Below are 21,026 nucleotides of genomic sequence, written 5' to 3'. Positions count from 1 at the left end.
GCGCGGACTTTGGCTCGTTGTTCGCGTAAATTAAACAGGCGGTGTATCCGCCTCTACAGGGATTTCATCATGAAAAAGAATCAACAAGTTACTGCGAAAGATATCGCAAACGCCTGTCATGTTTCTCAGGCAACCGTTTCCTATGTGATCAATAACACTGCGGGGAAACGGATTAGTGAAGAAAAACGTCAGGAAATTTTGGAAACTGCCAGACGTCTCAACTATTTTCCGAATGCCTCTGCCAGGAATATCCGTCAGAAAAATTGTTTTTCCATCGGACTTCTTCCCGGAAACAACTATGGAAACTCCGGTTTCGGCAATACGCTGAATGGGATCAAAAAGTATCTGGACAGTGTCGGTTATACGCTCACGCTGTTAAGCGATCATCGGGATCCTGCAAACGAGGAGATCGTCCGCTATTACTATTCCGGGATCATATCCGGAGTGATCCTGATCGTCTTTGACAAACAGACAATCTATACGGACTCTCTGGAAGCAAATAAAATCCCCTATGTCGTCATCAGTGAAAACGGTGTCTCCGGTTCCGGACTTGCCGGGGGGAAGGCGTTTGAGCATGTCATTGAGGACTGTGTCCGTTTCTGCAGGGAGCAGAATTTTCAGCGCATCCGGTATTTTACGAGGTCCATCAACGGCCGCCAGCCTCACAATAAATATGACCTGATCATTCATGCAGTCCGGACCATTTATCCATCCTGTGATTTTGAACGAATCGTCTGCGACACAACCTCTAACGGCCCTGATTCAGAGATTATGGAACCAATCTCCTCCTATCTGGCTCAAAATACTTTCGATATCGCCCTGACATCAAACCAGCGATTCGGACTATTGATGCAGCGATGTATCCTGGAGCAGAATTTTGAGATTCCTCAGCGCATCAAACATATCTGCCTTGCGTCGTCTCCGTTTCTGTTAAATGTGTATCCTCAGATCTCTTCTCTCTATATCCCGCTTTATGATATGGGATATTATGCAGCTGAGACTCTGATGCACATGATCAAGGACGAACCTTTTGAGAGAAAAGACTTTGAATGCCTCTTGATTCACGGGGATACAACAAAGGTCTGATTTAAGTTAATCGTATAACCACAAGATAAAAGAGAAGCACGGATTATATTCCGTGTTTTCTTTTTCTTTACCAAAAGTATATGCCGTATTTACATTTCTGTCAAGCAAAAGTGCGTATTTTATCTGAATTATTGATAATTATTGCGTTTTTATAGTTTTTACTTTCATTTATTCAGATCATTTTCTGATGTTCTTTTTATTCTCGTATGATTTCTTGCTTTTTGTCCTTCTGTAAAAATTTTCATATTCCATCACTTCTTCTCTTCTTCCTGTTTTATGCGGATAGCCCGGATCTGTCATCAGAAAAAGTCCCGAAAACCAAGTCATTGATCTCCGGGACTTTTCCTATGGGGTTCTATCTGAATTTTAAAAGAAATTGTCGAATTTACAAATATTCCTACACCGGAATGATCCCAAACAGGATCGCGGCGATCATGCAGATAAAGGAGAATCCCCATACCCACAAGAAGTTGCTCTTGATGTGCTGGTTGATGTCCACATCCGCAAGGCCGACTCCGAGGAGTGTTGCCGGTACCATCGGGCTGATGAAGGTCGCGCAGTTTCTGCAGACTGCCATCGCTGCGGCGATCGGGAGCGCCGGGATCCCGAAGCCCTCTCCGATGCCGATCATGACCGGAAGCATTCCGTAGAAGTAGCTGTCGGTGTCGAACGCGAGTGCGAGCGGCACGGAAAGGATACCGATGACGAGCGGCAGATGACGGCCGAGGACTGCCGGGAGGAAGGTACTGATCAGTCCGGACATGCAGGTGATGACGCTCGTGGTCCCTTCGACCTCTTTTACAAGGACACCCATGAGGACAGCCGCCGCCATCAGAGTCGAACACATGGTCAGTGCCGGACCCGCATGATTGTTGATGATGACATCAAACATTCCGGCATCTGTCATGATCCCGAAGTACAGGACGCTGAATACGAACAGTGCCGCTGTCGGGCCGGTGCTGGAAAAGCCGCTCTTGATGAGTTTTGCAAGGTTGTCCCAGGTGTAGTATCCGGAAAGAACGAGGATCACACCGAGGATCATCGGGAATGTGATAAAAGCAATACTGGGGAGTGTCTTGCTCTTAAAAAGGGTAATGACGATGGCAATGATACATACAAAACCAAGAATACCGACTAACATTTCAGACATACTCAAAACCTCCTTTATCTAAGGGGGTATACGCTGCGAAAACATGTCTGGGGAAACTGTTTTCGCAGCACCGGGACGGGCAGATTACTGTTCATCCTCAAATTCATAGTCTTTGATCTTTCTGACCACATCGATGATGGTGCCGTCGCGGGCCTCGATCACGCCGACCACGCGGTCGTCAAACTGCACCGGATCCGGAGTTCCGACCATGGCGTACGCCTTATCGCGGAGCTCTTCGATCGTACAGAACGGAAGGTCAACGCCTTTCATGCACTCGATGAGGTCCTGTCTTCTCGGGTTAATGGCGATTCCGTAGTCTGTGATGACAACGTCAACGGACTCACCGGGAGTCGTTACCGTTGTAACATTTGTACAGATTGCCGGGATTCTTCCCTGAAGCAGCGGAGCAATGACGATCGTACACTTCGCTCCTGCTGCCGTATCCGGATGTCCGCCCTGGGCACCTGTGATCATGCCGTCGGAACCGACAACGACGTTACAGTTAAAGTTTACGTCAACCTCAAGAGATGCAAGGATCACGAAATCCAGCTTATTGACATAAGCGCCCTTGTTGAACGGGTTCGCGTACTCGGACGCAGAGATCTCGAAGTGGTTCGGGTTTGTCTTGATGGACTCGATGGCACCCTGATCGAAATCCTGGGTATCAACGAGCTTGTTTACGAGGCCTTTCGCCAACAGCTCACACATCGGAGTTGTGATTCCGCCGAGGCCAAGTCCCATATGGATGCCTCTCTCTTCCATGATCTTTCCAAGGGAGATCGTGGAGGCGATGGAAGCTCCGCCGACACCTGTCTGGTAGGAGAAACCTTCCTTAAAATACGGGGTGTTGACAACAAACTTTGTGCAGTAATCTGCCATCATGATCTTTCTGACATCCGTCGTCGGTTTTGCAGCACCTGTCGCGATCTTTGCCGGATTTCCAATCTCATCTACGACACAAACGTAATCCACATCTACCATGGAGATGCTTGCCGGAATGTTCGGGAACGGAACGAGACAGTCTGTCACGGCAACAACCTTATCTGCATACTGGGCGTCGACCGTCGCGTAGGATAATACGCCGCAGTCGCTCTTTCCGCCGTTTGCGCGCATGTTTCCATATTCATCACATGTCGGAGCACCGATGAAGGCGATATCGATATGGACTTCGCCGGACTCGATGGCGCGGACACGTCCGCCGTGGGAGCGCATGATCGCAAGGTTTTTTAACCGTCCTGTGGAGATCGCCTCACCGATCTTTCCGCGGACACCGGAGGACTGGATTCCTGTGATGGTGCCATCCTCGATGTACGGAACGATCGGATCGTGAGCTTTTCCTAAGGAGCTTGCACAGATCGTGATGTCCTTGATGCCCATCTTATGGACCTCTTCCATGACCATGTTTACCACATAGTCACCCTCGCGGAAATGATGATGGAAGGAAAGGACCATGCCGTCCTTAATGCCGCATTTTACGAGGGCATCATGGATGTTCTCGACAAGCTTGCTTCTTGTCGGATCGTTTAATGTACGGACGGTCGGAGCCGCCTTTGTATATTCGTAATTATCGTAGGCATAGACGCCCTTAAACGGCTCCTTGCCTGTTGCTTTTAAGACCTCTTCGGGAATTTCTCTTCCAACTGCATTGATCATCTTATAAATCCCCCTTATAAACGCCTGCTGCTTTCGCCATGGCGAGTGTTCTCTTTGCTCCGTCGTAGAATGCGATGTCGATCATCTTTCCGTCAACGGTGAAGACTCCGATTCCCTTTGCCTTCTTGTCATCGATCTCGCGGACAACCTTCTCCGCAAAGATGATCTCTTTTTCCGACGGTGTGAAGACCTTATGGACGATGGCGATCTGTCTCGGGTTTACGAGAGACTTTCCGTCGAAGCCCATCATCTTGATCATTCTTGTCTCATTCTCGAAACCTTCCATGTCGTCAAGGTTTGTGAACACTGTATCCCAGCACTGAACGCCTGCCGCTCTCGCCGCCATGATCATGTGCTGTCTCGCTCCCATGAGCTCCACTCCGGTTCCTGTGATCGTTGTCTGGAGGTCCTTTGTGTAATCTCCGCCGGATAAAGCGATTCCGATAAGTCTGTCAGAAGACTGACATACCTCCAAGGCATTTAAAACACCTTTGCAGGACTCTAAGGCTGCCATTAAGAGCGTGCTTCCCTCCGGGCGTCCAAACTCTTTCTCTGCCGCAAGGACATGCTCCTCAACGGTCTTAACATCCTGTGCTGTCTCGGTCTTTGCGATACGGATCGTGTCGGCTCCGCCCGCGACACAGACGCGGATATCTTCTTTCCAGTGCGGAGTGTCAAGACCATTGATCCGGACGACCCGCTCTACGCCGCGGTAATCGATCTCCTGAAGCGCATGATATAAGGAATATCTCGCTGCGTCCTTCTGGTTCTCCGCGACCGCGTCCTCGAGGTCTAACATGATGGAATCCGGTTTGTAGATGTACGGATCCTTGATGAGACCCGGTTTCTGGCAGTTTAAAAACATCATGGATCTTCTTAAGCGTTTTTTATTCGGATGCATTATCGGATGACACCTCCCCACGGAAGATTTTCGGTGATGCCGTTGGAACGGTAGACCGCACACTCCACTCTCGCCTTTAATGTACAGTCGAGCGCTCCTTTGTCAAAGATCGTGACCTTTGCACTGTCCACGCCGAGACGCTCCAGGGTCTCCAGTGTGACTTTCCGGATCTGTCTGCCGTACTGGTGGATCACGCTGCTCTCGATCGTGAGCTCGATCTTTCCTTCACCCGGCTCCACGGTTACCTGGGCGTCACTGGATTCCAGTGTGCCGGCCATAGCTGTCTTCTTGATTTCCATATATTCCCTCCGTTTCTCATTATGCAGGATGCACAAATTTCGTTTGTTTTCCCACCTGAGTTCTATAACTTTCAATTGCATTACTATATCACTTGTATTTTTTTTAATCCAATACATATCCCTCTATAGCGAATATAGGGAAATTCTTATGGGGCATCGGCTCGGTCCGGCGGCAGGAACGCTCCGGTTTCCCCGCGTTGTCTTTTCCGACCGGATGTGATAGAATAGAAAGGAAAAACAGGAGTTTTATCTAACTGAGATAAAAAGTCAGGGGAGGACGCCTCTATGAATGAAAAACACATGCAGTATGTTCTGACCGTCCTGAAGGAAGGCAGCTTTACAAACGCGGCAAAAAAGCTCTACGTTTCCCAGCCCTCTCTGAGCCAGATCATAAAGACCGCCGAGAGCAATCTCGGCGCCCCGATCTTTGACCGCTCCACCGATCCGATCACCCTGACGCCGGCCGGACAGCTCTACGTGGAGGCGGCGAGGCAGGTGACAACGATCTCCACAAACTTGAGAAAACAGGTCGAGGAGCTGAGCAAGGAAGAATTCGGGACCATCCGCCTCGGGATTTCGGTCCAGCGCGGTATGGAGCTGTTACCGGAATTATACCCGCGTTTTAAGAAACGATTCCCCCATGTGGGGCTGGAACTCCATGAGCAGGGATCTGCGACCATGGAAAAAAGCGTCCTGGAGGGGGAAGTCGGGATCGCACTTCTCACGACATTCCCGCGCCACGAGGAACTGGTCTACGACCTGATCCAGGAGGAAAAGCTTGTCCTCATCGTGAACCGCGAATGCGAACTTGCGAAACGGATCGCGCCCGGGACACCGATCGATATCCTGGAGGCGCGCGATGAGACCTTCATCTCCAGCCAGTCCGGTCACTCCGTCCGGACGATCCAGGACTCCCTCTTTATCACGAGGGACATGAAGCCGAAGATCGACCTTGTCACGATCAGCATCGAGGTCGGAAAACATGTCGTTGCGGCGAGTCCTGTCGTGATGGCCTGTCCGGATTCCTATGTCGAGACTGATAACTCGCCGGATTCCGCCTACTTCTCCTATCCGATCCTCGGTGTGGAGAATCCAAGACATTTTTACGCCTGCTACCGGAAGGACATGTATCTCACAAAATATATGAAAGGATTTCTTGAGATCCTGCATGAGATCTGAGGTTTTTATGGAAAAATTTTTATGGAATGATCCAGAAATAGAACAGTTATTATTAAATGACGCAGAAAAAGAAACATTAGAAAAATTCATCGGTGCCGATGCCGAGCTTCCGGATATGTTAAACGCCAGGGAACGGCGCGTCTGGATGCAGGAACAGCTTCTCTCCGAATTTCCCGGCGTTCTCGTCTCCTTCACCTTAAATATTCCGGGGCCGGTCAAGGTCCTGCCGCTTGTTCCGGAGGCATTTGCCTTTGCACTTTCGGAGATCGTTTCCGCGTTGGATACCGCAAAGATCCCGGTCTTAAAGCGCAGCCTAATCCTCGATAAGACCGGTCCGGAGGCATTTCTCTGCGTGGATGCGGATGCGCTCGCTGTAAAACGCCTTCTCGTGCCGTTAGAGGACGCGTCCGATCTCGGAAGACTCTACGACATCGATATCATCGGGCGGGATGGAAAAAAGATCTCAAGAAGTGACATCGGGCAGCCGGGCCGGACCTGTCTCCTCTGCGGCCGCCCTGCGCGGGAATGTTCCAGAAGCCGGGCCCACTCGGTCGCGGAGCTGACGGAACGGATCAACGCGATCTTTCATGAACACTTTTCATGAAGCAGATCCGATCCGCCCATTCCCACACTCGGGAGATACTCTTAGAGAGTCTCCCGAGCGTATACATATCAGACAATCTTAGAATTTATGATCGATAAAATGAAAGGAACTCATACACCATGGCATTTGACGGAATCGTGATCGCGAACCTTGTCCGCGACCTGAACGAAAAGATCGTCTCCGGCAGGATTTCAAAGATCGCCCAGCCGGAAAAGGACGAATTACTCTTTACCATTAAAGGAAACCGGGAGAACGTGCGTCTGCTCGTATCGGCGAACGCCAGTCTCCCGCTTCTCTATTTTACATCAAACAACAAACCGAGCCCGATGACGGCTCCGAACTTCTGCATGCTTTTAAGAAAGCATATCGCAAACGGCAGGATCATCTCCGTGACCCAGCCGGGACTGGAGCGGATCGTCCGGATCGAGGTCGAGCATCTCGATGAGATGGGCGATCTCCGGAGAAAATTCATCGTGATCGAGCTCATGGGAAAACACAGCAACATCATCTTCTGCGATGAGAACAACGTGATCCTCGACAGCATCATACATATCTCCGCACAGGTAAGCTCTGTCCGAGAGGTACTCCCGGGACGCGATTACTTTATCCCGCACTCCGGGGAGAAGAAAGATCCGCTGACGATCACGGAGACAGAATTTAAGGAACTCCTGCACAACACCCCGCAGAACCTCTCAAAGGCCCTCTACATGGATCTCACCGGTTTAAGCCCGGTCGTTGCCGCCGAGATCTGCCACCTTGCATCACTCGACGGGGATGTCTCCGCGAAGGAATTTTCCGATGCGGAACTCACACATCTCTTCCACGCGTTCACCTGGATCATGGACGATGTCCGCGAAGGCAATTTTACGCCGAATATCATCTATGAAGGCGAGAAACCGGTCGAATTCGCATCGGTACCGCTCACGATGATGGAAGGCGGCAATTATAAGACCGTGAACTTTTCCTCCATCAGTGAACTTTTAGAGCGCTACTATGCGGAAAAGAACATGGTATCCAGGATCCACCAGAAATCCACGGACCTCAGAAAGATCATCTCCAACGCTTTGGAGCGCAGCGTCCGGAAGCTGGATCTGCAGACTAAGCAGTTAAAGGATACGGAAAAGCGGGAAAAATACAGGATCTACGGAGAACTTTTAAATACCTACGGGTACGGTCTCTCCGGCGGAGAAAAGAGTTTTAAGTGTCTGAATTATTACGACAATACAGAGATCACGATCCCGCTGGATCCGACGATGACGGCTCAGGAGAACGCGAAGCGGTATTTTGACAAGTACAATAAACAGAAGCGGACTTATGAGGCCGTCACCGAGCAGCTCGCACAGACGAAGGCGGAGATCGCCCACCTGGAATCCATCAGCACATCGATGGACATCGCAAGACTCGAGGAGGACCTTGTCCAGATCAAGGAAGAGCTCACGGAGTATGGCTATATCAAGCGCCACTACACAGGCGGCAAAAAGGTGAAGATCACAAGCCGCCCGTTCCACTACCTTTCCAGCGACGGATTCCACATCTATGTTGGAAAAAACAACTACCAGAATGAAGAACTCGACTTCAAGTTTGCCAACGGCGGTGACTGGTGGTTCCACGCAAAAGGAATCCCGGGCTCCCATGTCATCGTAAAGACTGAGGGAAAAGAGCTCCCGGACCGCGTGTTTGAGGAAGCCGGTGCGCTGGCTGCCTACTACTCCAAAGGCCGCGGGAATGAGAAGGTCGAAGTCGACTATATCCAGCGGAAGAACTTAAAAAAAGTTCCCGGAGCCGCACCAGGTTTCGTTGTCTATCACACCAACTACTCTCTGATGGCAGTTCCGGGAATCCCGGTGCAGGAAGTAAAGTAGCGAACCGCTATCGTCCTCCCGCCTCATATAACAGTGCGTTGCAGATCGCCGCGGCGATATTGCTCCCGCCTTTTCGTCCTCTGGCGACGATCGCCGGGACATCCGTCCGAAGGATCAGTTCCTTTGCCTCGACTACGTTCACGAATCCGACCGGTACTCCGATGATGAGCGCCGGCCGGATCTTTTTTTCTTCGATCAGCTCATAGAGGCGCATTAACGCCGTCGGCGCGTTTCCGACTGCATAGATACACTCCGGATAAAGTCGCGCCGCCTTTTCGGCGCTGACCGCGGATCTCGTCATCCCGCTCGCCTTTGCAGCTTCCTTCACATCCTCATCCCCGATAAAGCAGTGCACATCGATCCCGAATTTTCTGGCCGCCGTCTTGTTGATCCCGGATGCCGCCATCGTCGTATCGGTGATGATCGGAAGCCCCCGGTGGATCGCCTCTTTTGCCAGTCCGATCGCGCCTTCTGTGATCGTGAGGGTGTCGCGGTAGGAGAAATCGGCGGTGGTATGGATCACACGGCAGAGAACCGGAAGTGCATCAGCCGGATACCGGGAAACAAATTCCTCGCCCAGCTCTCCTTTTATGATCTCAAAACTCTTTTTTTCGATCTCCATCGGGCGGGTTGTCAAGAAATCGATCCCCGTCCGCTTTTTTAATTCTTCGGTCCAGTCAAGTCCACTCATCATCTCACATCCTTTCGTTCCAGGATCCGGTAGATCATATCCATATCCAGATTTTCCCGGATAATCTTAGCCATCTTGTCATACTGCTCTTCTTTATACTTTGCCATCGAGAATGTTTCCCCGTTTTCATATGTCTCCGGACGAACACCTTTTCTCTCTGCGAGGAAATAGCGGATCGCATGCTGCATCTCTTCTGTGTCGAATACTCCGTGGACATAGGTTCCGAATACGTTTCCGCTGATACAGCCGTCTTCTTTCCCACCGGCCGGAGCTCCATTCGGATTCGAATCCGTTTTATATCCTGAACGCGCATCGGAATCCGTCGCCATCGCTGCGATATTTTCCCCATTTTCGTACTGGATCCACGAAAACGGCTGTCCGCCGTCCCGGATCGTCTCTCCCATATGAATCTCATATCCGTTGATCTTTACCGGTACTCCATCGTTTGAAAACCCGGCTGCCGTTCCATTTACTCTCGTCCTCGTCTTCTTCTCCGCAAAGATCGTGCGGATCGGCAGGAGCTCCATGCCGCGCATCGTTCCGCCTTCTTCCACACCATGCGGATCGGAAAGACTCGTTCCCAGCATCTGGAACCCGCCGCAGACGCCGATGACCGGGATCCCTTTTCCCGCCATCCGCGTGATTACAGCTTCCAGCCCGTTCTGGCGGAGCCACTTGAGATCTCCCATGGTGTTCTTTGTCCCAGGGAGGATGATGAGATCCGATCCGGTCAGTTCCTCCGGACGGCTCACATAAGAAAGCGCGATCCCCGGCAGTCGCTCCAGTGCATTAAAGTCCGTGAAATTCGAGATCCTCGGAAGCCGGATCACGGAGATCTTCGCAAAAGCCGCATGGCTGGAGCGGTCAAGAAGAGGTCCGGTTCCATGTTTTTCTGTCAGGCGCTCCGAGAGGCTGTCCTCATCGTCCACGTCCACATCCATGTACGGGATCACACCCGCAAACGGGATCCGGATCCGCTCATAGAGCATGGAAAGACCCGGTTTTAAGATCTCTTTATCCCCGCGGAACTTATTGATCACGAAGGCGCGGATCCGCTTCCGCTCCGCTTCTGTGAGCAGGGCCGCTGTCCCGTAGAGCTGGGCGAAAACACCGCCCCGGTCGATGTCCCCGGCGAGAAGTACCGGCGCATCCAGCATCTCGGCGAGTCCCATGTTCACGATATCGTTTTCCCTCAAGTTGATCTCGGCCGGACTTCCCGCGCCTTCCACAACGATCACATCGAAGCGGGATGCCAGGGAATTGTAGGCATCCATGATGTCCGGGATCAGACTCTTTTTCATCTTAAAATACTCCGCCGCCGGATAATTACCGCGGACCTCGCCGTTCACGATGAGCTGGGATCCCATGTTCGAGGTCGGCTTTAAAAGGATCGGGTTCATCGCCGCCTCCGGCTCGATTCCGGCTGCCTCCGCCTGCATGACCTGGGCCCGTCCCATCTCAAGCCCGTCCCGCGTAATATAAGAATTCAGGGCCATATTCTGGGACTTAAACGGTGCAGTCCTGAGCCCGTCCTGCTTAAAGATCCGGCAGAGCCCCGCCGCAAGAAAACTCTTCCCCGCATTCGACATGGTCCCCTGGATCATGATCACTTTTGCCATTTTGATTCCTCCACTGTGTGGTGTTTCACTTTTTCAGTCATGTTGTCTTCCTGCGTGAATTTGCATCCACTCGGGAATATTATTTTAGCTCTCTCCCAACAAAGCTCCCCGAATTGACCACTTTTCATTTTCAGTCAGCTCACCTGCCAGTGATTTCATAACACGCTCTGTTGAAAACCTTTTAAATCCAGCTAAATACTGTAATGTTTTTTCGTCTTTAATTTCTGCCAGGTTGATCCTATGATTTTCCACTGCTGCAAGAATCTCTTCCCGCATCGCAATCTTATCCTTCTTCCCTGTACCTGTCCAGGAAATTAATTGATCGAATGCCAATATCAGATATTCAAAACAAATCATATCCAGGATTATGACATGACCAGCTGACCGATCAGCGAATGATCTCAGAATACGATATTTATTCCGGATATCCTGATTATCTACTACATAATCAAATACAATATAATAGATATCTCCTGTATCCGGCTGCAGCTGATAGATTGCATCCAGAATTCCTTGATTGCTCTCTTTACTTTCGACAATAAGTTTACCCTCGAAGAAAAGCTGATTTACTAATTGCCAGAAATGAAGACCTGCACCAGTGTCCTCTGTCCATAAATACTTCATATCAAACTTCCTCTTCTAGAGTTATCTTATTATCTGCCAGTTCCAATACCTTAAAGCTCTTATCCGAAACATTCAGGCCATCACAGTTCCTTAAGAAAAGCATATATTGATTTGAAAACTCAAAGTTAATAAATCTTCGGATCTCGTCATTGATCAGAATATCAGCATTATCGATCACAATAAAATTATTTCTGCACGTTTCAAGATCCTCCTGGATATTTTCCGACCGATAATTAAATAATTTTATAGCATGATATGCGTCAGTTTGTCTCAAGTCCTCAAGCATTTCATAAAGGACTGTTTTTCCGGTTCCGCTGTCGCCTCCGACAAGAGTAATGCGATCGTCAAAAGACAGATCATAGGAAAAAGGAGCTGCCTGAAAAGTAATATTTTTATAAATCATTTTTCTCTCTCCTTTCATACTCTCTGGTCCACCAGGTCTGATATCCAGCATTTCCTGTCACCACATCTTTCTCATTAAAACGAATTTCTGCATTGTCCGGAATTTCAACAAAACTTGGACGTGACATATAAATCTTTATGTGATCCAGCTGAAATATCATCTTCAAAACATTGGGACCACACTCTTCAACACATACCACTTTTTCTGGATGTTTTACAATATTCAGCAAGGTTTTACACCCAGAAGATAAGTTTCGGATTGTTCCCAGTCCATACTTTGTTTCTATGTGCTTATCAGGTGTCAGGATTGCATCATCCGCTTGAAAAATCAGATTTTTATCCTGTTCTGTCATTTCTTCATTGCTTGTGTTTAAATTAAAATAGAGATCATTTTTCAGGATCCAATTGGAAGATTCTTTTTTTTCTGTATAAATATCGATCATGTCAATCCTAGCTCCTTACTTATAATTTCGATAAAATCTCCATAGCTGCTTCCCACACCGCACAGATCCCCATCAGGATCCACGACGTCCGGTAAAGAAGTCTGTTTGCCCGGCGGATATCCTCCGGTTCCACCGGCCGCAGATCATCTCCGATATATTTCTTCTTTACGAGTTTTCCAAAGTACCACGCGTCCCCGGCAAGGCGCACCCGTAGCGCTCCGGCACAGACCGACTCTGTCTGCGCGGAATTCGGGCTCGCATGGTTGAAACGGTCCCTCAGGAAGATCTTTTTCGCATTTTTTCCGTCAAATTCGTGCCCTTTGGACGGCAGATACGCCGCAAAGATCATGATCCAGGCGCAGAGTCTCGATGGAATAAAATTCAAGACATCGTCCAGTTTCGCAGCCGCCCGTCCAAGGTACAGATATTTGTCATTCTTATACCCGACCATTGAATCCATCGTATTGACTGCCTTGTATACCCAGCCGAGGACCGGTCCGCCGATCGCCATGTAAAAGAGCGGTGCCGCAACACCGTCTGACGTATTTTCCGCGACTGTCTCCACCGCCGCCTTCGTGACACCAGTCATATCGAGCACTTTAGTATCCCGCCCAACGATCATCGACACCGCATACCGCGCCGCTTCAAGGTCGTCCTTTTTCAATTCCCGGTACACCTTCATGCTCTCATCCTTCAGGGATTTTACCGCAAAAAGCTGATAACACAGGATCACAGATGCCAGAAACCGGAGCCACGGGGAGATCCTGCCGCAGGTGTATAAGATCCCGCCGGATACGACCGCCGTTGTCCCGGTCACGAGAATAACAAGTACCACACCGCCAGCTAAGAGCGCACTCTCTCCCTCTCCAAAAAGCTTCCGGATCCCTTTCTCCAGAAATGAAATATAAGCCCCGATGAGCCGCACCGGATGATATAACCAGTGCGGATCCCCGAGGACCTGATCGAGCAGAAATCCGAGTGCGACCACTGCAAGTAATTCGAGTCTGTCTGTCATAAAAATCTTCCTTTAATGTTTGTTCCGTTCGTTGTCTATCATACCGCAAAACCGGCATTCCTCATATAGTGAACTGGTCTGATTTTTCTGCGTCATTTTAAATATTTTCCATTATTCTTATAAGCCATGATGATGATCACGATCGTCAGCACAAGAAACAGTCCAAGCCATAAAAATGCCGGAAAAACACGGCAAAGATACATTACCAAAAACGCAAGATCCAGCCCCCAGAGCATCTTTGTGACGCCCTCCGTATGGCACCATTTCGCCCGTTCCTCGTCCTCAACCAGAATTTTCGAGCTGATCGGCGTATAGATCCCACTGACAACAAGTGCACCGTAGATCAGAAATCCGATGCTGCATACCGATAATAAAAGAATCATGATTTTACACCCCCTATGATATTGGATTGTTCCGAAGAAACCGCACCTGACCGATCCGTCCATCCGGCGTTTCGATCTCCCCAAAGATCCCCTCGCCGTTCCCGACCTGCCAGTCATAGTAACTCTTCCGTTCTTTTGCAAGCGCCTCCATGACGGCCATGATCGTTCCCCCGTGGACGACGAAGACGAGTGTTTTGTCCGGATCCTCTGTCTCCCAGAAGAATCTCGCAAGGATCTCCCGGAACGCCTTCACAGTCCGCGCTTTAAACGTTTCCGTGCTCTCCCCGCCCGGGAATCCCTCAGCTCCCATCGTGTCAATAAAATGCTGATATTCCATGTCCCCTGAGAGTTCCAGATAGTTTTTATATTCAAACTTTCCAAAATCACACTCGGAAAGATCTTCGACCCGAACCCTCGGGACCTGCGGATAATCATGTTCCGGAAATAGTGTTTCCGCAGTCTCAAGGCAGCGTTTCATCGGGCTTGTGATGATCGCCGCAGGTTTTCCGGCAAGTTTCCGGATTTTTTTTGCCTCTTTGCCAAGCGTTTCGAGGGATTCCTGCGTCAGACTCTCATCCGTCCTGCCCACATATCGTTTCTCCAGGTTCCCCGGCGTTGCCCCATGCCGGATCAGTAAAAGTTTCACTTAAAACACCGCCTTTCCGATCACCGCCGCGAGCAGGATCCCAAGCTCACAGATCTGCAGGAAGAAACCGGCAAGATCTCCGGTCACACCACCGAATTCCTGTACTGCCATGTGGCGATACCAAAGGAAGATCAAAACCGTTGTAATTACAACAACACCGCCGCAGATACCGCCAAAGAGCAGTTCCAGAAATGCCGTCAGGAAAAAGATCACGAGCATGCAGACTGCCACGGTCTTCTTTCTCGCATCCTTCATAAAATCTGCCAGCATCCCATGTTTTCGCGCCTCCGGAAATGTTGCGGTGGAAAGACCGCTGAGCGCCCTGGAAAGAATAAACCCGATCGCTGTGAGGAGCGCACTTTCCTCATCAAGTTCCGTGCACGCCGCCGCGTAGAGGATCAGATACAGTCCTCCGAAGATCACCGCAAACGCTCCTGTGTGCGTGTCCTTTAAGATTCCCAGCTTCTTCTCCCGGTCGCCATATGACGCTCTTGCATCGCAGGTGTCCATAAATCCGTCCATGTGGATCCCGCCCGTGATAAAAAGCGGCACTGCGAGGAGGATCCCCGCTGCCAGGATCTTTCCCGTCAGGATCCTGTCAAGCAGCAGATACATTCCAAAAAACACCGCTCCGATCACTGCCCCGATCGCGGGAAAAAAGCACATGGCGTATTTCATGTCCTCTTCCTTCCACTCAAACATCGGCATCGGGATCCTGGAATACATCGAAAACGCTATGATCGCCGCTCTCATGTCCGGACCTCCTTCTCATAATCCACGTACTGCTCGACGGAAATGTCGGAAAATGTGCTCATCTCTTCGTAAACACTCGCCCCCATCTTTAAGAGCGGGATCATCGCCACAGCCCCGCTTCCCTCGCCGAGATGCATCCCAAGATGGAGCGGCGCCGGAAGTCCAAGCATTTCAAGAACCGCTTTTCCGGCCGGTTCCCTGGAAATGTGCGAGGCAAAGAGATAATCTTTCGCCTCCCGGCGGATCAGGACCGCGAGAAGTGCCGATACAGTCGAGAGGAACCCGTCCATGAGGACCGGAAGTCCGGCCGCCGCCCCGCCTAAAAAGAGCCCGGTCATTCCCGCAAGGTCAAAACCGCCAAGCTCCGAAAGGACCGTCACAGCCGAGAGCGCCCCATTCTCATAATCTTCCTTCGTTCCGCCCTGGTACTGCGGATATGTTTCATAAAAGCGGCCGACCGCCATCGAAACCGCCCGTTTTTTCTTTTCCAGCCCGGCATCCGAAAGTCCGGCTCCCCGTCCGGTCGCTTCCTCCGGGGAAAGTCCCGTGAGCACTGCGCTCATCGCGGCAGCAGGCGTCGTATTTCCGATTCCCATCTCACCTGCAGCGAGAAGCTCATATCCCATATCCCGGAACGTAAACGCAAGTTCGATCCCGGAAACAAGCGCCTGCAGGCAGTCCCCTCTGCTCATCGCAGGTTCTCTCACGATATTTCCGGAACCTCTCGCAATCTTTCGGTCCAGGATCCGGTGCGGATCCGGCTGTTTTACTCCGATCACTTCACAGTCCATTCCCATGTCCACCGGATAAAGATCTGTTCCGGCAATCCGGCACATTTTGGAAGTTGAAGTCTCCCCCCGCGTGAAATTCTCCGCCACGATCCGGGTCACTTCCTTCCCGGTCTGGGTCACGCCTTCCGAAACGACGCCATGATCCGCGCACATGACTGCAAGTGCGGACTTATCAAGCGTGATCCCGGACGCACTCCGCCTGATCCCGGCAATCCTTATAATATCGTCCTCCAGGATCCCGAGACTGCCGATCGGCTTTGCAACGGAATCCCATCGCTTTTTTGCGAGTTCCATCGCATGGCGGTCGGCTGGGACGATCTGTTTCAGATAGCTTTGAAATTTTTCTTCGATTGTCTCTGTTGTCATCGTGTTGTCACTCATTATCTTTCCTTATGTCATTCTTTTTGGATTTCCCAAATGGCTTCTCTCCAGCTTTGTGCCTGCTTTACAAAATGCTCCGCGATCTCCAGATTGCTGTAAAAATACAGATGTGGGAAACCGGCATAGAAGCTTTCTGTTGTGTATCCGCACTCCCAGCCGCGGGTCCCGACCGGTTTCTTCGCCTGAAAATCAGTTCCATTTTCCGGTGAATCCCAGTGGTGGAATTCATGGGCGCGAAACTGAGTTTCCTCCGGTCCGAGAAGTCCGTCCTTTTTCGCTGTCACGGTAATGTAGCCGAATCTTCCAAGTTTCCCTGTATCCTGGCTGTTTCCCGGAAGAACACCGGCCATTTCCCAGCACTTTCCAGCCGGATCTTCGATCGACTCCTTCAAATAGAGATACCCGCCGCACTCTGCGATACAGGGCATCCCATTCCTGATCGCCTCCCGAATCGAAGAAAGCATCATTTTATTCTCTGAAAGTGCCTTCACATGAAGCTCCGGATATCCGCCACCAAGATACAGCGCAGATGCCTCCGGCGGGATCTCCTGATCCCGGATCGGGGAAAAATATTGGATCCTGGCTCCAAGTTTTTTTAAAAGATCCAGGTTGTCCTCATAGTAAAAACAGAACGCCTCGTCTCTTGCAGCTGCGATCACGGGGATGCAGGAGTTTTTATTATCTGCTACAGGCGCTTCCAATTCTCTTTTTCCCTGAAAAATTGCTCTGCTTCCATCAAAAACCGCATGACACGCAGTATGGACAGCTGCTGCTCCTGATATTGTTTTTCCTTCCTGTTTTTTTATGATTTCCGGAATCTTAATTAGAAGTTCCGGAGCTTCCTCCGCTGCTTCCAGTATCCCATCCAGATCGATCCCCGCACGGATCTTCTCCTTTACAAGCTCCAGCTTTTCCCTGAGCCCCGGGATCTCCTCCGGCATGACAAGCCCCAGATGGCGTGATTCCAGAGTCAGATCCCTGAGTTCCGGAATATATCCGAACACGCGGATCCCCAGCTCCTGCTCTGCCTTTTTCTTAAGTCCCGGATATATCATCGAAGACAGCCGGTTAAAGATCACGCCTGCAACATGGCTCCTCTCCTGATACTCCATAAAGCCCTTGATCGAGGCAAGTGCCGAAAGACTCCGTCCCTTCATGTCAACGATCAGGATCACCGGTGTATCCGTAAGATCCGCCACTTCCCATGCGCTGGCGCGCTCCGAAACACCGCCGAGACCATCATAAAATCCCATCACACCCTCAAGGACCGCGATCCGGCTCGACGGAAGCCCCTTATTCTCCAGAACTTCCCGTCCCAGCAGATACCGCAGTGTATCCGCCCCCACAAAAAAGCTGTCCAGATTTCGCGATGGAATCTCCAGCACCGTCCGGTGAAACATCGGGTCGATATAATCGGGGCCACACTTAAAGGCGCGCACCGCCTCAATCCGCTCCTTTAGGAGTGAAAGAAGCACACAGGTGAAAAATGTCTTCCCACCACCGCTCTTTTCGGCGGCGATCATGATGCGGGGGAGACGGATGGAAGTTGGAGTGCTCTCTTCTGATAATCCATTTTTTAACATATTCATCATTCCAGATCTTGCCTCTCTAGTCTAAAAAGAGCTATTCTCAATCAAAATTTTCCAATATCCTTTTTGACTGGTTCCAATGCGCTGAATAATATTCTGGCTTTTCATTTTATCAATCTGATATTTTACACGATTAATTTTCCACCCCAATTGAGCTGCAATCTCTCTCTGTAATATCAGGCTGTTCTTTAATCAATGCCAGAACCGCTTTGCTCTTGTCTGTCAGGTTGTATTCCGTATACACGGAAATTTTCACAGCATCGTCGGTAAGCTTTTGAATATCTTGGTCGACTTTCTGAACATCTTGGTCGGTTCCAATTCTTGTCTCTTCCATATTACGATAGAGATTAATGCGAAATCCAATCTCCATATCGCGAAACTCCGGCTCGCGTAATCCGTATTCCTGCATTGCTTCCATCAATTTCGGAATGCCGCTGCCCCACGCCTCAATCAGATTCATATAAGAAAACGCATGTGCAAGCGCACGATTACGTATTTTCGAGTATCCCTCTTTCATCTTATCCAAAGTCACACCTGGCATAAAACCGCCCGGCGATGTAATTTCCAAACGGTCATCATAAATTGCTACCTGAATGTGCGAATTCTGCAAGAAACTACAATTCATCACAGCATTAATAATTAGCTCCCGGATACTGTCCGGCGGAAGTTCATAAATATCTTTCCGATATGCCAATGTCTGATTGTAAACAAAACGGCAACAGCCAAATGTTTTTGCAATCTGAATTCTTTGTTCGCTATTAGGATATATCCTGTATTTATATGCTTTTAACACCCACTGTCGCCACCTTCCTACCCTTGATTTTCTATATATTTTCTCAACATCTCTTCTGATACATTTCCTACACTGCAGACAAAATATCCGTCCGTCCAAAAAGTATGTTCTTTCCAGAAATGTTTTCGTAGATAATCCGGATATCTTTTCCAAATATGATATGTTGTATAACTCTTCATCAGATTTACTATTTTACTGATAGACATTGTTGGTTCTGTTTCTATCATGTAATGAATATGATCTTTATCTGTCTCCATATATTTGATAATGATTTTAAGCTTTTGACATATCTCATAAGAAAACTGCTTTATATCATCTGATATTTGTTTTGACATCAGCAATTTCTTTCTATACTTGCATACGAAAATAATATGATACTGTAACAAATATTTGTGTCTGTTTTTGATTTCCACGTTTCCATAACGCAAGTATAGCACAAACCTCCGCTTCCGGCTACCTTAACCCACCGTCTAAAGCCAGTGGGATTGCGGTAGCCCTATTTCAATCCACGGGCTCTTACGAGCCCTGACTTCTTGTCCCATGCCTGTCTGGTGGTCTTCTTCTGTTTCAATCCACGGGCTCTTACGAGCCCTGACAGTGCAGAAAATTTCTTTCCGGCAATTTCATAGTTTCAATCCACGGGCTCTTACGAGCCCTGACGCAGACGTATAAAGTCACAGACGTGCATGATATGTTTCAATCCACGGGCTCTTACGAGCCCTGACAAAGATCCGGATGCAGAGACTCCTCCTCCAAGCGGTTTCAATCCGCGGGCTCTTACGAGCCCTGACGCCGGGATCTTCGGAAATAAGGGTCAGCTGTATGTTTCAATCCGCGGGCTCTTACGAGCCCTGACAACTGAGATTTGCATGAGGAAAAAGCCCCGGAGGTTTCAATCCGCGGGCTCTTACGAGCCCTGACAGTTCATTCGCACAATTCCGCTGCTGATCTACGTTTCAATCCGCGGGCTCTTACGAGCCCTGACAGACATCCGGTGCTGTAGATGATCCCCTTGCAAGTTTCAATCCGCGGGCTCTTACGAGCCCTGACAGCTTGGTTCGGATTGCTTCCAGCCCCAGTGTAGTTTCAATCCGCGGGCTCTTACGAGCCCTGACCCGGGCTCGCTCGCTTGTGGTATTGATCTCCAGGTTTCAATCCGCGGGCTCTTACGAGCCCTGACGAGTTCAACTGGTCAGTAACATCTCCCTTGCTGTTTCAATCCGCGGGCTCTTACGAGCCCTGACATATTTCATTTTTAATTGCGAGCAACTTATCCGTGTTTCAATCCGCGGGCTCTTACGAGCCCTGACTGGATCTTCCAACGCCAGATGAACGATTCGTAAAGTTTCAATCCGCGGGCTCTTACGAGCCCTGACGGATGCAGAAAGTGCAAGATCCTTGTATGTATTGTTTCAATCCGCGGGCTCTTACGAGCCCTGACCTTTCCACATCCATGCAGCAACTTCCGTAAACGGTTTCAATCCGCGGGCTCTTACGAGCCCTGACCAAAATGCCAACAAGCAGTTAACTGCTTAAGCAGTTTCAATCCGCGGGCTCTTACGAGCCCTGACAGTGGAAACCCTGATAAAGAAGGAAACAATTAGTTTCAATCCGCGGGCTCTTACGAGCCCTGACAAAGAGTCTTTCCGGATCCCTGTTCCCCGCAGGTTTCAATCCGCGGGCTCTTACGAGCCCTGACGACAGAAGTCCGCTAGGTAATACTATACTAGCGGTTTCAATCCGCGGGCTCTTACGAGCCCTGACAGACGGAGCAGTGCCCGGAGATGAAACATTCGGTTTCAATCCGCGGGCTCTTACGAGCCCTGACGCTTGTTTGTTTGCGTAGCGGCAGGGAAGAACGTTTCAATCCGCGGGCTCTTACGAGCCCTGACAAATTCCAGATGAATTTCATCGATCAAATAGATGTTTCAATCCGCGGGCTCTTACGAGCCCTGACCTGTTCGCGGAAGGGTTTTGCAAGCCTTCCATAGTTTCAATCCGCGGGCTCTTACGAGCCCTGACTAGGTACTTCTCAGGTTTATGGAAGGCTTGCAAGTTTCAATCCGCGGGCTCTTACGAGCCCTGACAGCAATTTCAAACAAACTATTTGCTAAAAATTGCCGCATATTTTATATCATTCACAATTCAAACCACAATCGTAA

The 21,026-nt window shown here is 49.8% G+C and carries 20 protein-coding genes, 2 pseudogenes and 1 CRISPR repeat array; of the genes and pseudogenes, 4 read left to right on the top strand and 18 right to left on the bottom strand.

Going from position 1 to position 21,026, the window contains the following annotated elements; genetic code table 11:
* The first annotated feature begins 69 nt into the window (after positions 1-69).
* On the top strand, positions 70-1,086 hold the full coding sequence (locus ACI3EW_RS08105) for a LacI family DNA-binding transcriptional regulator (RefSeq protein ID WP_118532777.1): 1,017 nt from the start codon (positions 70-72) through the stop codon (positions 1,084-1,086).
* A 397-nt stretch (positions 1,087-1,483) separates the two neighbouring features.
* Here the strand turns inward: ACI3EW_RS08105 and ACI3EW_RS08100 are convergent, their stop codons facing one another.
* The 4 genes from ACI3EW_RS08100 to citD form a co-directional block, all read right to left on the bottom strand.
* On the bottom strand, positions 1,484-2,236 hold the full coding sequence (locus tag ACI3EW_RS08100) for a hypothetical protein (RefSeq protein WP_118532779.1): 753 nt from the start codon (positions 2,234-2,236) through the stop codon (positions 1,484-1,486).
* Between the two features lie 84 nt (positions 2,237-2,320).
* Positions 2,321-3,889 carry a citrate lyase subunit alpha gene (gene citF / locus ACI3EW_RS08095; RefSeq protein ID WP_215702525.1) on the bottom strand — a complete coding sequence of 523 codons (1,569 nt, stop codon included), beginning with the start codon at positions 3,887-3,889 and terminating at the stop codon, positions 2,321-2,323.
* A gap of 1 nt (position 3,890) precedes the next feature.
* On the bottom strand, positions 3,891-4,790 hold the full coding sequence (locus tag ACI3EW_RS08090) for an aldolase/citrate lyase family protein (RefSeq protein WP_021904969.1): 900 nt from the start codon (positions 4,788-4,790) through the stop codon (positions 3,891-3,893).
* Positions 4,790-5,089, bottom strand: a complete 300-nt coding sequence (gene citD / locus ACI3EW_RS08085; protein WP_118321028.1) for a citrate lyase acyl carrier protein — start codon at positions 5,087-5,089, stop codon at positions 4,790-4,792. The genes ACI3EW_RS08090 and citD overlap by 1 nt, the downstream gene beginning before the upstream one ends.
* A gap of 285 nt (positions 5,090-5,374) precedes the next feature.
* On the opposite strand from citD, the gene ACI3EW_RS08080 reads away from it, so the two are divergent.
* From ACI3EW_RS08080 to ACI3EW_RS08070, 3 genes are all read left to right on the top strand, one after another.
* Positions 5,375-6,268, top strand: coding sequence for a LysR family transcriptional regulator (locus tag ACI3EW_RS08080; protein WP_118532785.1), 894 nt, complete (start codon positions 5,375-5,377; stop codon positions 6,266-6,268).
* A gap of 7 nt (positions 6,269-6,275) precedes the next feature.
* A complete protein-coding gene (citX, locus tag ACI3EW_RS08075) occupies positions 6,276-6,872 on the top strand; it encodes a citrate lyase holo-[acyl-carrier protein] synthase (protein ID WP_243021350.1) in 597 nt (198 codons plus the stop codon).
* A 119-nt stretch (positions 6,873-6,991) separates the two neighbouring features.
* A complete protein-coding gene (locus tag ACI3EW_RS08070) occupies positions 6,992-8,734 on the top strand; it encodes an Rqc2 family fibronectin-binding protein (protein WP_405579232.1) in 1,743 nt (580 codons plus the stop codon).
* A 7-nt stretch (positions 8,735-8,741) separates the two neighbouring features.
* Here the strand turns inward: ACI3EW_RS08070 and ACI3EW_RS08065 are convergent, their stop codons facing one another.
* The 14 genes and pseudogenes from ACI3EW_RS08065 to tnpA form a co-directional block, all read right to left on the bottom strand.
* Positions 8,742-9,425 (bottom strand): precorrin-8X methylmutase, encoded by a 684-nt coding sequence (locus ACI3EW_RS08065; RefSeq protein ID WP_243031222.1) that lies wholly within the window; start codon positions 9,423-9,425, stop codon positions 8,742-8,744.
* Positions 9,425-11,044 (bottom strand): cobyric acid synthase, encoded by a 1,620-nt coding sequence (locus ACI3EW_RS08060; protein WP_118532789.1) that lies wholly within the window; start codon positions 11,042-11,044, stop codon positions 9,425-9,427. Before ACI3EW_RS08060 ends, ACI3EW_RS08065 begins: the two co-directional genes overlap by 1 nt.
* An 84-nt stretch (positions 11,045-11,128) precedes the next feature.
* Positions 11,129-11,668 (bottom strand): hypothetical protein, encoded by a 540-nt coding sequence (locus ACI3EW_RS08055; RefSeq protein ID WP_243022352.1) that lies wholly within the window; start codon positions 11,666-11,668, stop codon positions 11,129-11,131.
* A gap of 1 nt (position 11,669) precedes the next feature.
* Positions 11,670-12,071 carry an ATPase gene (locus tag ACI3EW_RS08050; RefSeq protein WP_118532791.1) on the bottom strand — a complete coding sequence of 134 codons (402 nt, stop codon included), beginning with the start codon at positions 12,069-12,071 and terminating at the stop codon, positions 11,670-11,672.
* Positions 12,061-12,513, bottom strand: a complete 453-nt coding sequence (locus tag ACI3EW_RS08045) for a DUF4869 domain-containing protein (protein ID WP_118532793.1) — start codon at positions 12,511-12,513, stop codon at positions 12,061-12,063. Before ACI3EW_RS08045 ends, ACI3EW_RS08050 begins: the two co-directional genes overlap by 11 nt.
* A 19-nt stretch (positions 12,514-12,532) precedes the next feature.
* The gene (gene cbiB, locus ACI3EW_RS08040; RefSeq protein ID WP_215702521.1) at positions 12,533-13,528 is read right to left on the bottom strand and encodes an adenosylcobinamide-phosphate synthase CbiB; all 996 of its coding nucleotides are present in this window, start codon (positions 13,526-13,528) and stop codon (positions 12,533-12,535) included.
* A gap of 92 nt (positions 13,529-13,620) precedes the next feature.
* Complete coding sequence (locus tag ACI3EW_RS08035; protein WP_118298130.1) at positions 13,621-13,911, bottom strand: hypothetical protein; 291 nt, start codon at positions 13,909-13,911, stop codon at positions 13,621-13,623.
* Between the two features lie 13 nt (positions 13,912-13,924).
* Positions 13,925-14,557 carry a histidine phosphatase family protein gene (locus tag ACI3EW_RS08030; RefSeq protein ID WP_118532797.1) on the bottom strand — a complete coding sequence of 211 codons (633 nt, stop codon included), beginning with the start codon at positions 14,555-14,557 and terminating at the stop codon, positions 13,925-13,927.
* Positions 14,558-15,310, bottom strand: a complete 753-nt coding sequence (locus ACI3EW_RS08025; RefSeq protein WP_118532799.1) for an adenosylcobinamide-GDP ribazoletransferase — start codon at positions 15,308-15,310, stop codon at positions 14,558-14,560.
* On the bottom strand, positions 15,307-16,482 hold the full coding sequence (locus tag ACI3EW_RS08020) for a nicotinate-nucleotide--dimethylbenzimidazole phosphoribosyltransferase (RefSeq protein ID WP_243022353.1): 1,176 nt from the start codon (positions 16,480-16,482) through the stop codon (positions 15,307-15,309). Before ACI3EW_RS08020 ends, ACI3EW_RS08025 begins: the two co-directional genes overlap by 4 nt.
* A gap of 14 nt (positions 16,483-16,496) precedes the next feature.
* Positions 16,497-18,074: a cobyrinic acid a,c-diamide synthase CobB gene (locus tag ACI3EW_RS08015; protein ID WP_118532801.1), complete on the bottom strand. Its 1,578-nt coding sequence runs from the start codon at positions 18,072-18,074 to the stop codon at positions 16,497-16,499.
* Positions 18,075-18,204: 130 nt separating this feature from the next.
* Entirely contained in the window at positions 18,205-18,696 is a 492-nt protein-coding gene (locus tag ACI3EW_RS08010) for an ATP-binding protein (protein ID WP_485663368.1), read from the bottom strand.
* 42 nt (positions 18,697-18,738) lie between these two features.
* Positions 18,739-18,864, bottom strand: a pseudogene (locus tag ACI3EW_RS08005) (helix-turn-helix domain-containing protein); the annotation flags it as partial.
* A 17-nt stretch (positions 18,865-18,881) separates the two neighbouring features.
* Positions 18,882-19,285 (bottom strand): annotated as a pseudogene (tnpA, locus tag ACI3EW_RS08000) (IS200/IS605 family transposase).
* 77 nt (positions 19,286-19,362) lie between these two features.
* A CRISPR array of direct repeats spans positions 19,363-20,951; the repeat unit is 32 nt; unit sequence GTTTCAATCCGCGGGCTCTTACGAGCCCTGAC.
* Positions 20,952-21,026 lie beyond the last annotated feature (75 nt).

The organism is Pilosibacter rotomagensis, from assembly GCF_045062245.2.
In the GTDB taxonomy this organism is placed as follows: Bacteria; Bacillota; Clostridia; order Lachnospirales; family Lachnospiraceae; genus Pilosibacter.
This window is presented reverse-complemented; position numbering and strand designations above follow the sequence as displayed.

What these genes read in the sequence shown, in the direction of transcription:
- ACI3EW_RS08105 (WP_118532777.1), top strand. Translation starts at nt 70, where the DNA reads ATGAAAAAGAATCAACAAGTTACTGCGAAAGATATCGCAAACGCCTGT.
- ACI3EW_RS08100 (WP_118532779.1), bottom strand. Translation starts at nt 2,236, where the DNA reads ATGTCTGAAATGTTAGTCGGTATTCTTGGTTTTGTATGTATCATTGCC.
- citF (WP_215702525.1), bottom strand. Translation starts at nt 3,889, where the DNA reads ATGATCAATGCAGTTGGAAGAGAAATTCCCGAAGAGGTCTTAAAAGCA.
- ACI3EW_RS08090 (WP_021904969.1), bottom strand. Translation starts at nt 4,790, where the DNA reads ATGCATCCGAATAAAAAACGCTTAAGAAGATCCATGATGTTTTTAAAC.
- citD (WP_118321028.1), bottom strand. Translation starts at nt 5,089, where the DNA reads ATGGAAATCAAGAAGACAGCTATGGCCGGCACACTGGAATCCAGTGAC.
- ACI3EW_RS08080 (WP_118532785.1), top strand. Translation starts at nt 5,375, where the DNA reads ATGAATGAAAAACACATGCAGTATGTTCTGACCGTCCTGAAGGAAGGC.
- citX (WP_243021350.1), top strand. Translation starts at nt 6,276, where the DNA reads ATGGAAAAATTTTTATGGAATGATCCAGAAATAGAACAGTTATTATTA.
- ACI3EW_RS08070 (WP_405579232.1), top strand. Translation starts at nt 6,992, where the DNA reads ATGGCATTTGACGGAATCGTGATCGCGAACCTTGTCCGCGACCTGAAC.
- ACI3EW_RS08065 (WP_243031222.1), bottom strand. Translation starts at nt 9,425, where the DNA reads ATGAGTGGACTTGACTGGACCGAAGAATTAAAAAAGCGGACGGGGATC.
- ACI3EW_RS08060 (WP_118532789.1), bottom strand. Translation starts at nt 11,044, where the DNA reads ATGGCAAAAGTGATCATGATCCAGGGGACCATGTCGAATGCGGGGAAG.
- ACI3EW_RS08055 (WP_243022352.1), bottom strand. Translation starts at nt 11,668, where the DNA reads ATGAAGTATTTATGGACAGAGGACACTGGTGCAGGTCTTCATTTCTGG.
- ACI3EW_RS08050 (WP_118532791.1), bottom strand. Translation starts at nt 12,071, where the DNA reads ATGATTTATAAAAATATTACTTTTCAGGCAGCTCCTTTTTCCTATGAT.
- ACI3EW_RS08045 (WP_118532793.1), bottom strand. Translation starts at nt 12,513, where the DNA reads ATGATCGATATTTATACAGAAAAAAAAGAATCTTCCAATTGGATCCTG.
- cbiB (WP_215702521.1), bottom strand. Translation starts at nt 13,528, where the DNA reads ATGACAGACAGACTCGAATTACTTGCAGTGGTCGCACTCGGATTTCTG.
- ACI3EW_RS08035 (WP_118298130.1), bottom strand. Translation starts at nt 13,911, where the DNA reads ATGATTCTTTTATTATCGGTATGCAGCATCGGATTTCTGATCTACGGT.
- ACI3EW_RS08025 (WP_118532799.1), bottom strand. Translation starts at nt 15,310, where the DNA reads ATGAGAGCGGCGATCATAGCGTTTTCGATGTATTCCAGGATCCCGATG.
- ACI3EW_RS08020 (WP_243022353.1), bottom strand. Translation starts at nt 16,482, where the DNA reads ATGAGTGACAACACGATGACAACAGAGACAATCGAAGAAAAATTTCAA.
- ACI3EW_RS08015 (WP_118532801.1), bottom strand. Translation starts at nt 18,074, where the DNA reads ATGATGAATATGTTAAAAAATGGATTATCAGAAGAGAGCACTCCAACT.
- ACI3EW_RS08010 (WP_485663368.1), bottom strand. Translation starts at nt 18,696, where the DNA reads ATGAATTGTAGTTTCTTGCAGAATTCGCACATTCAGGTAGCAATTTAT.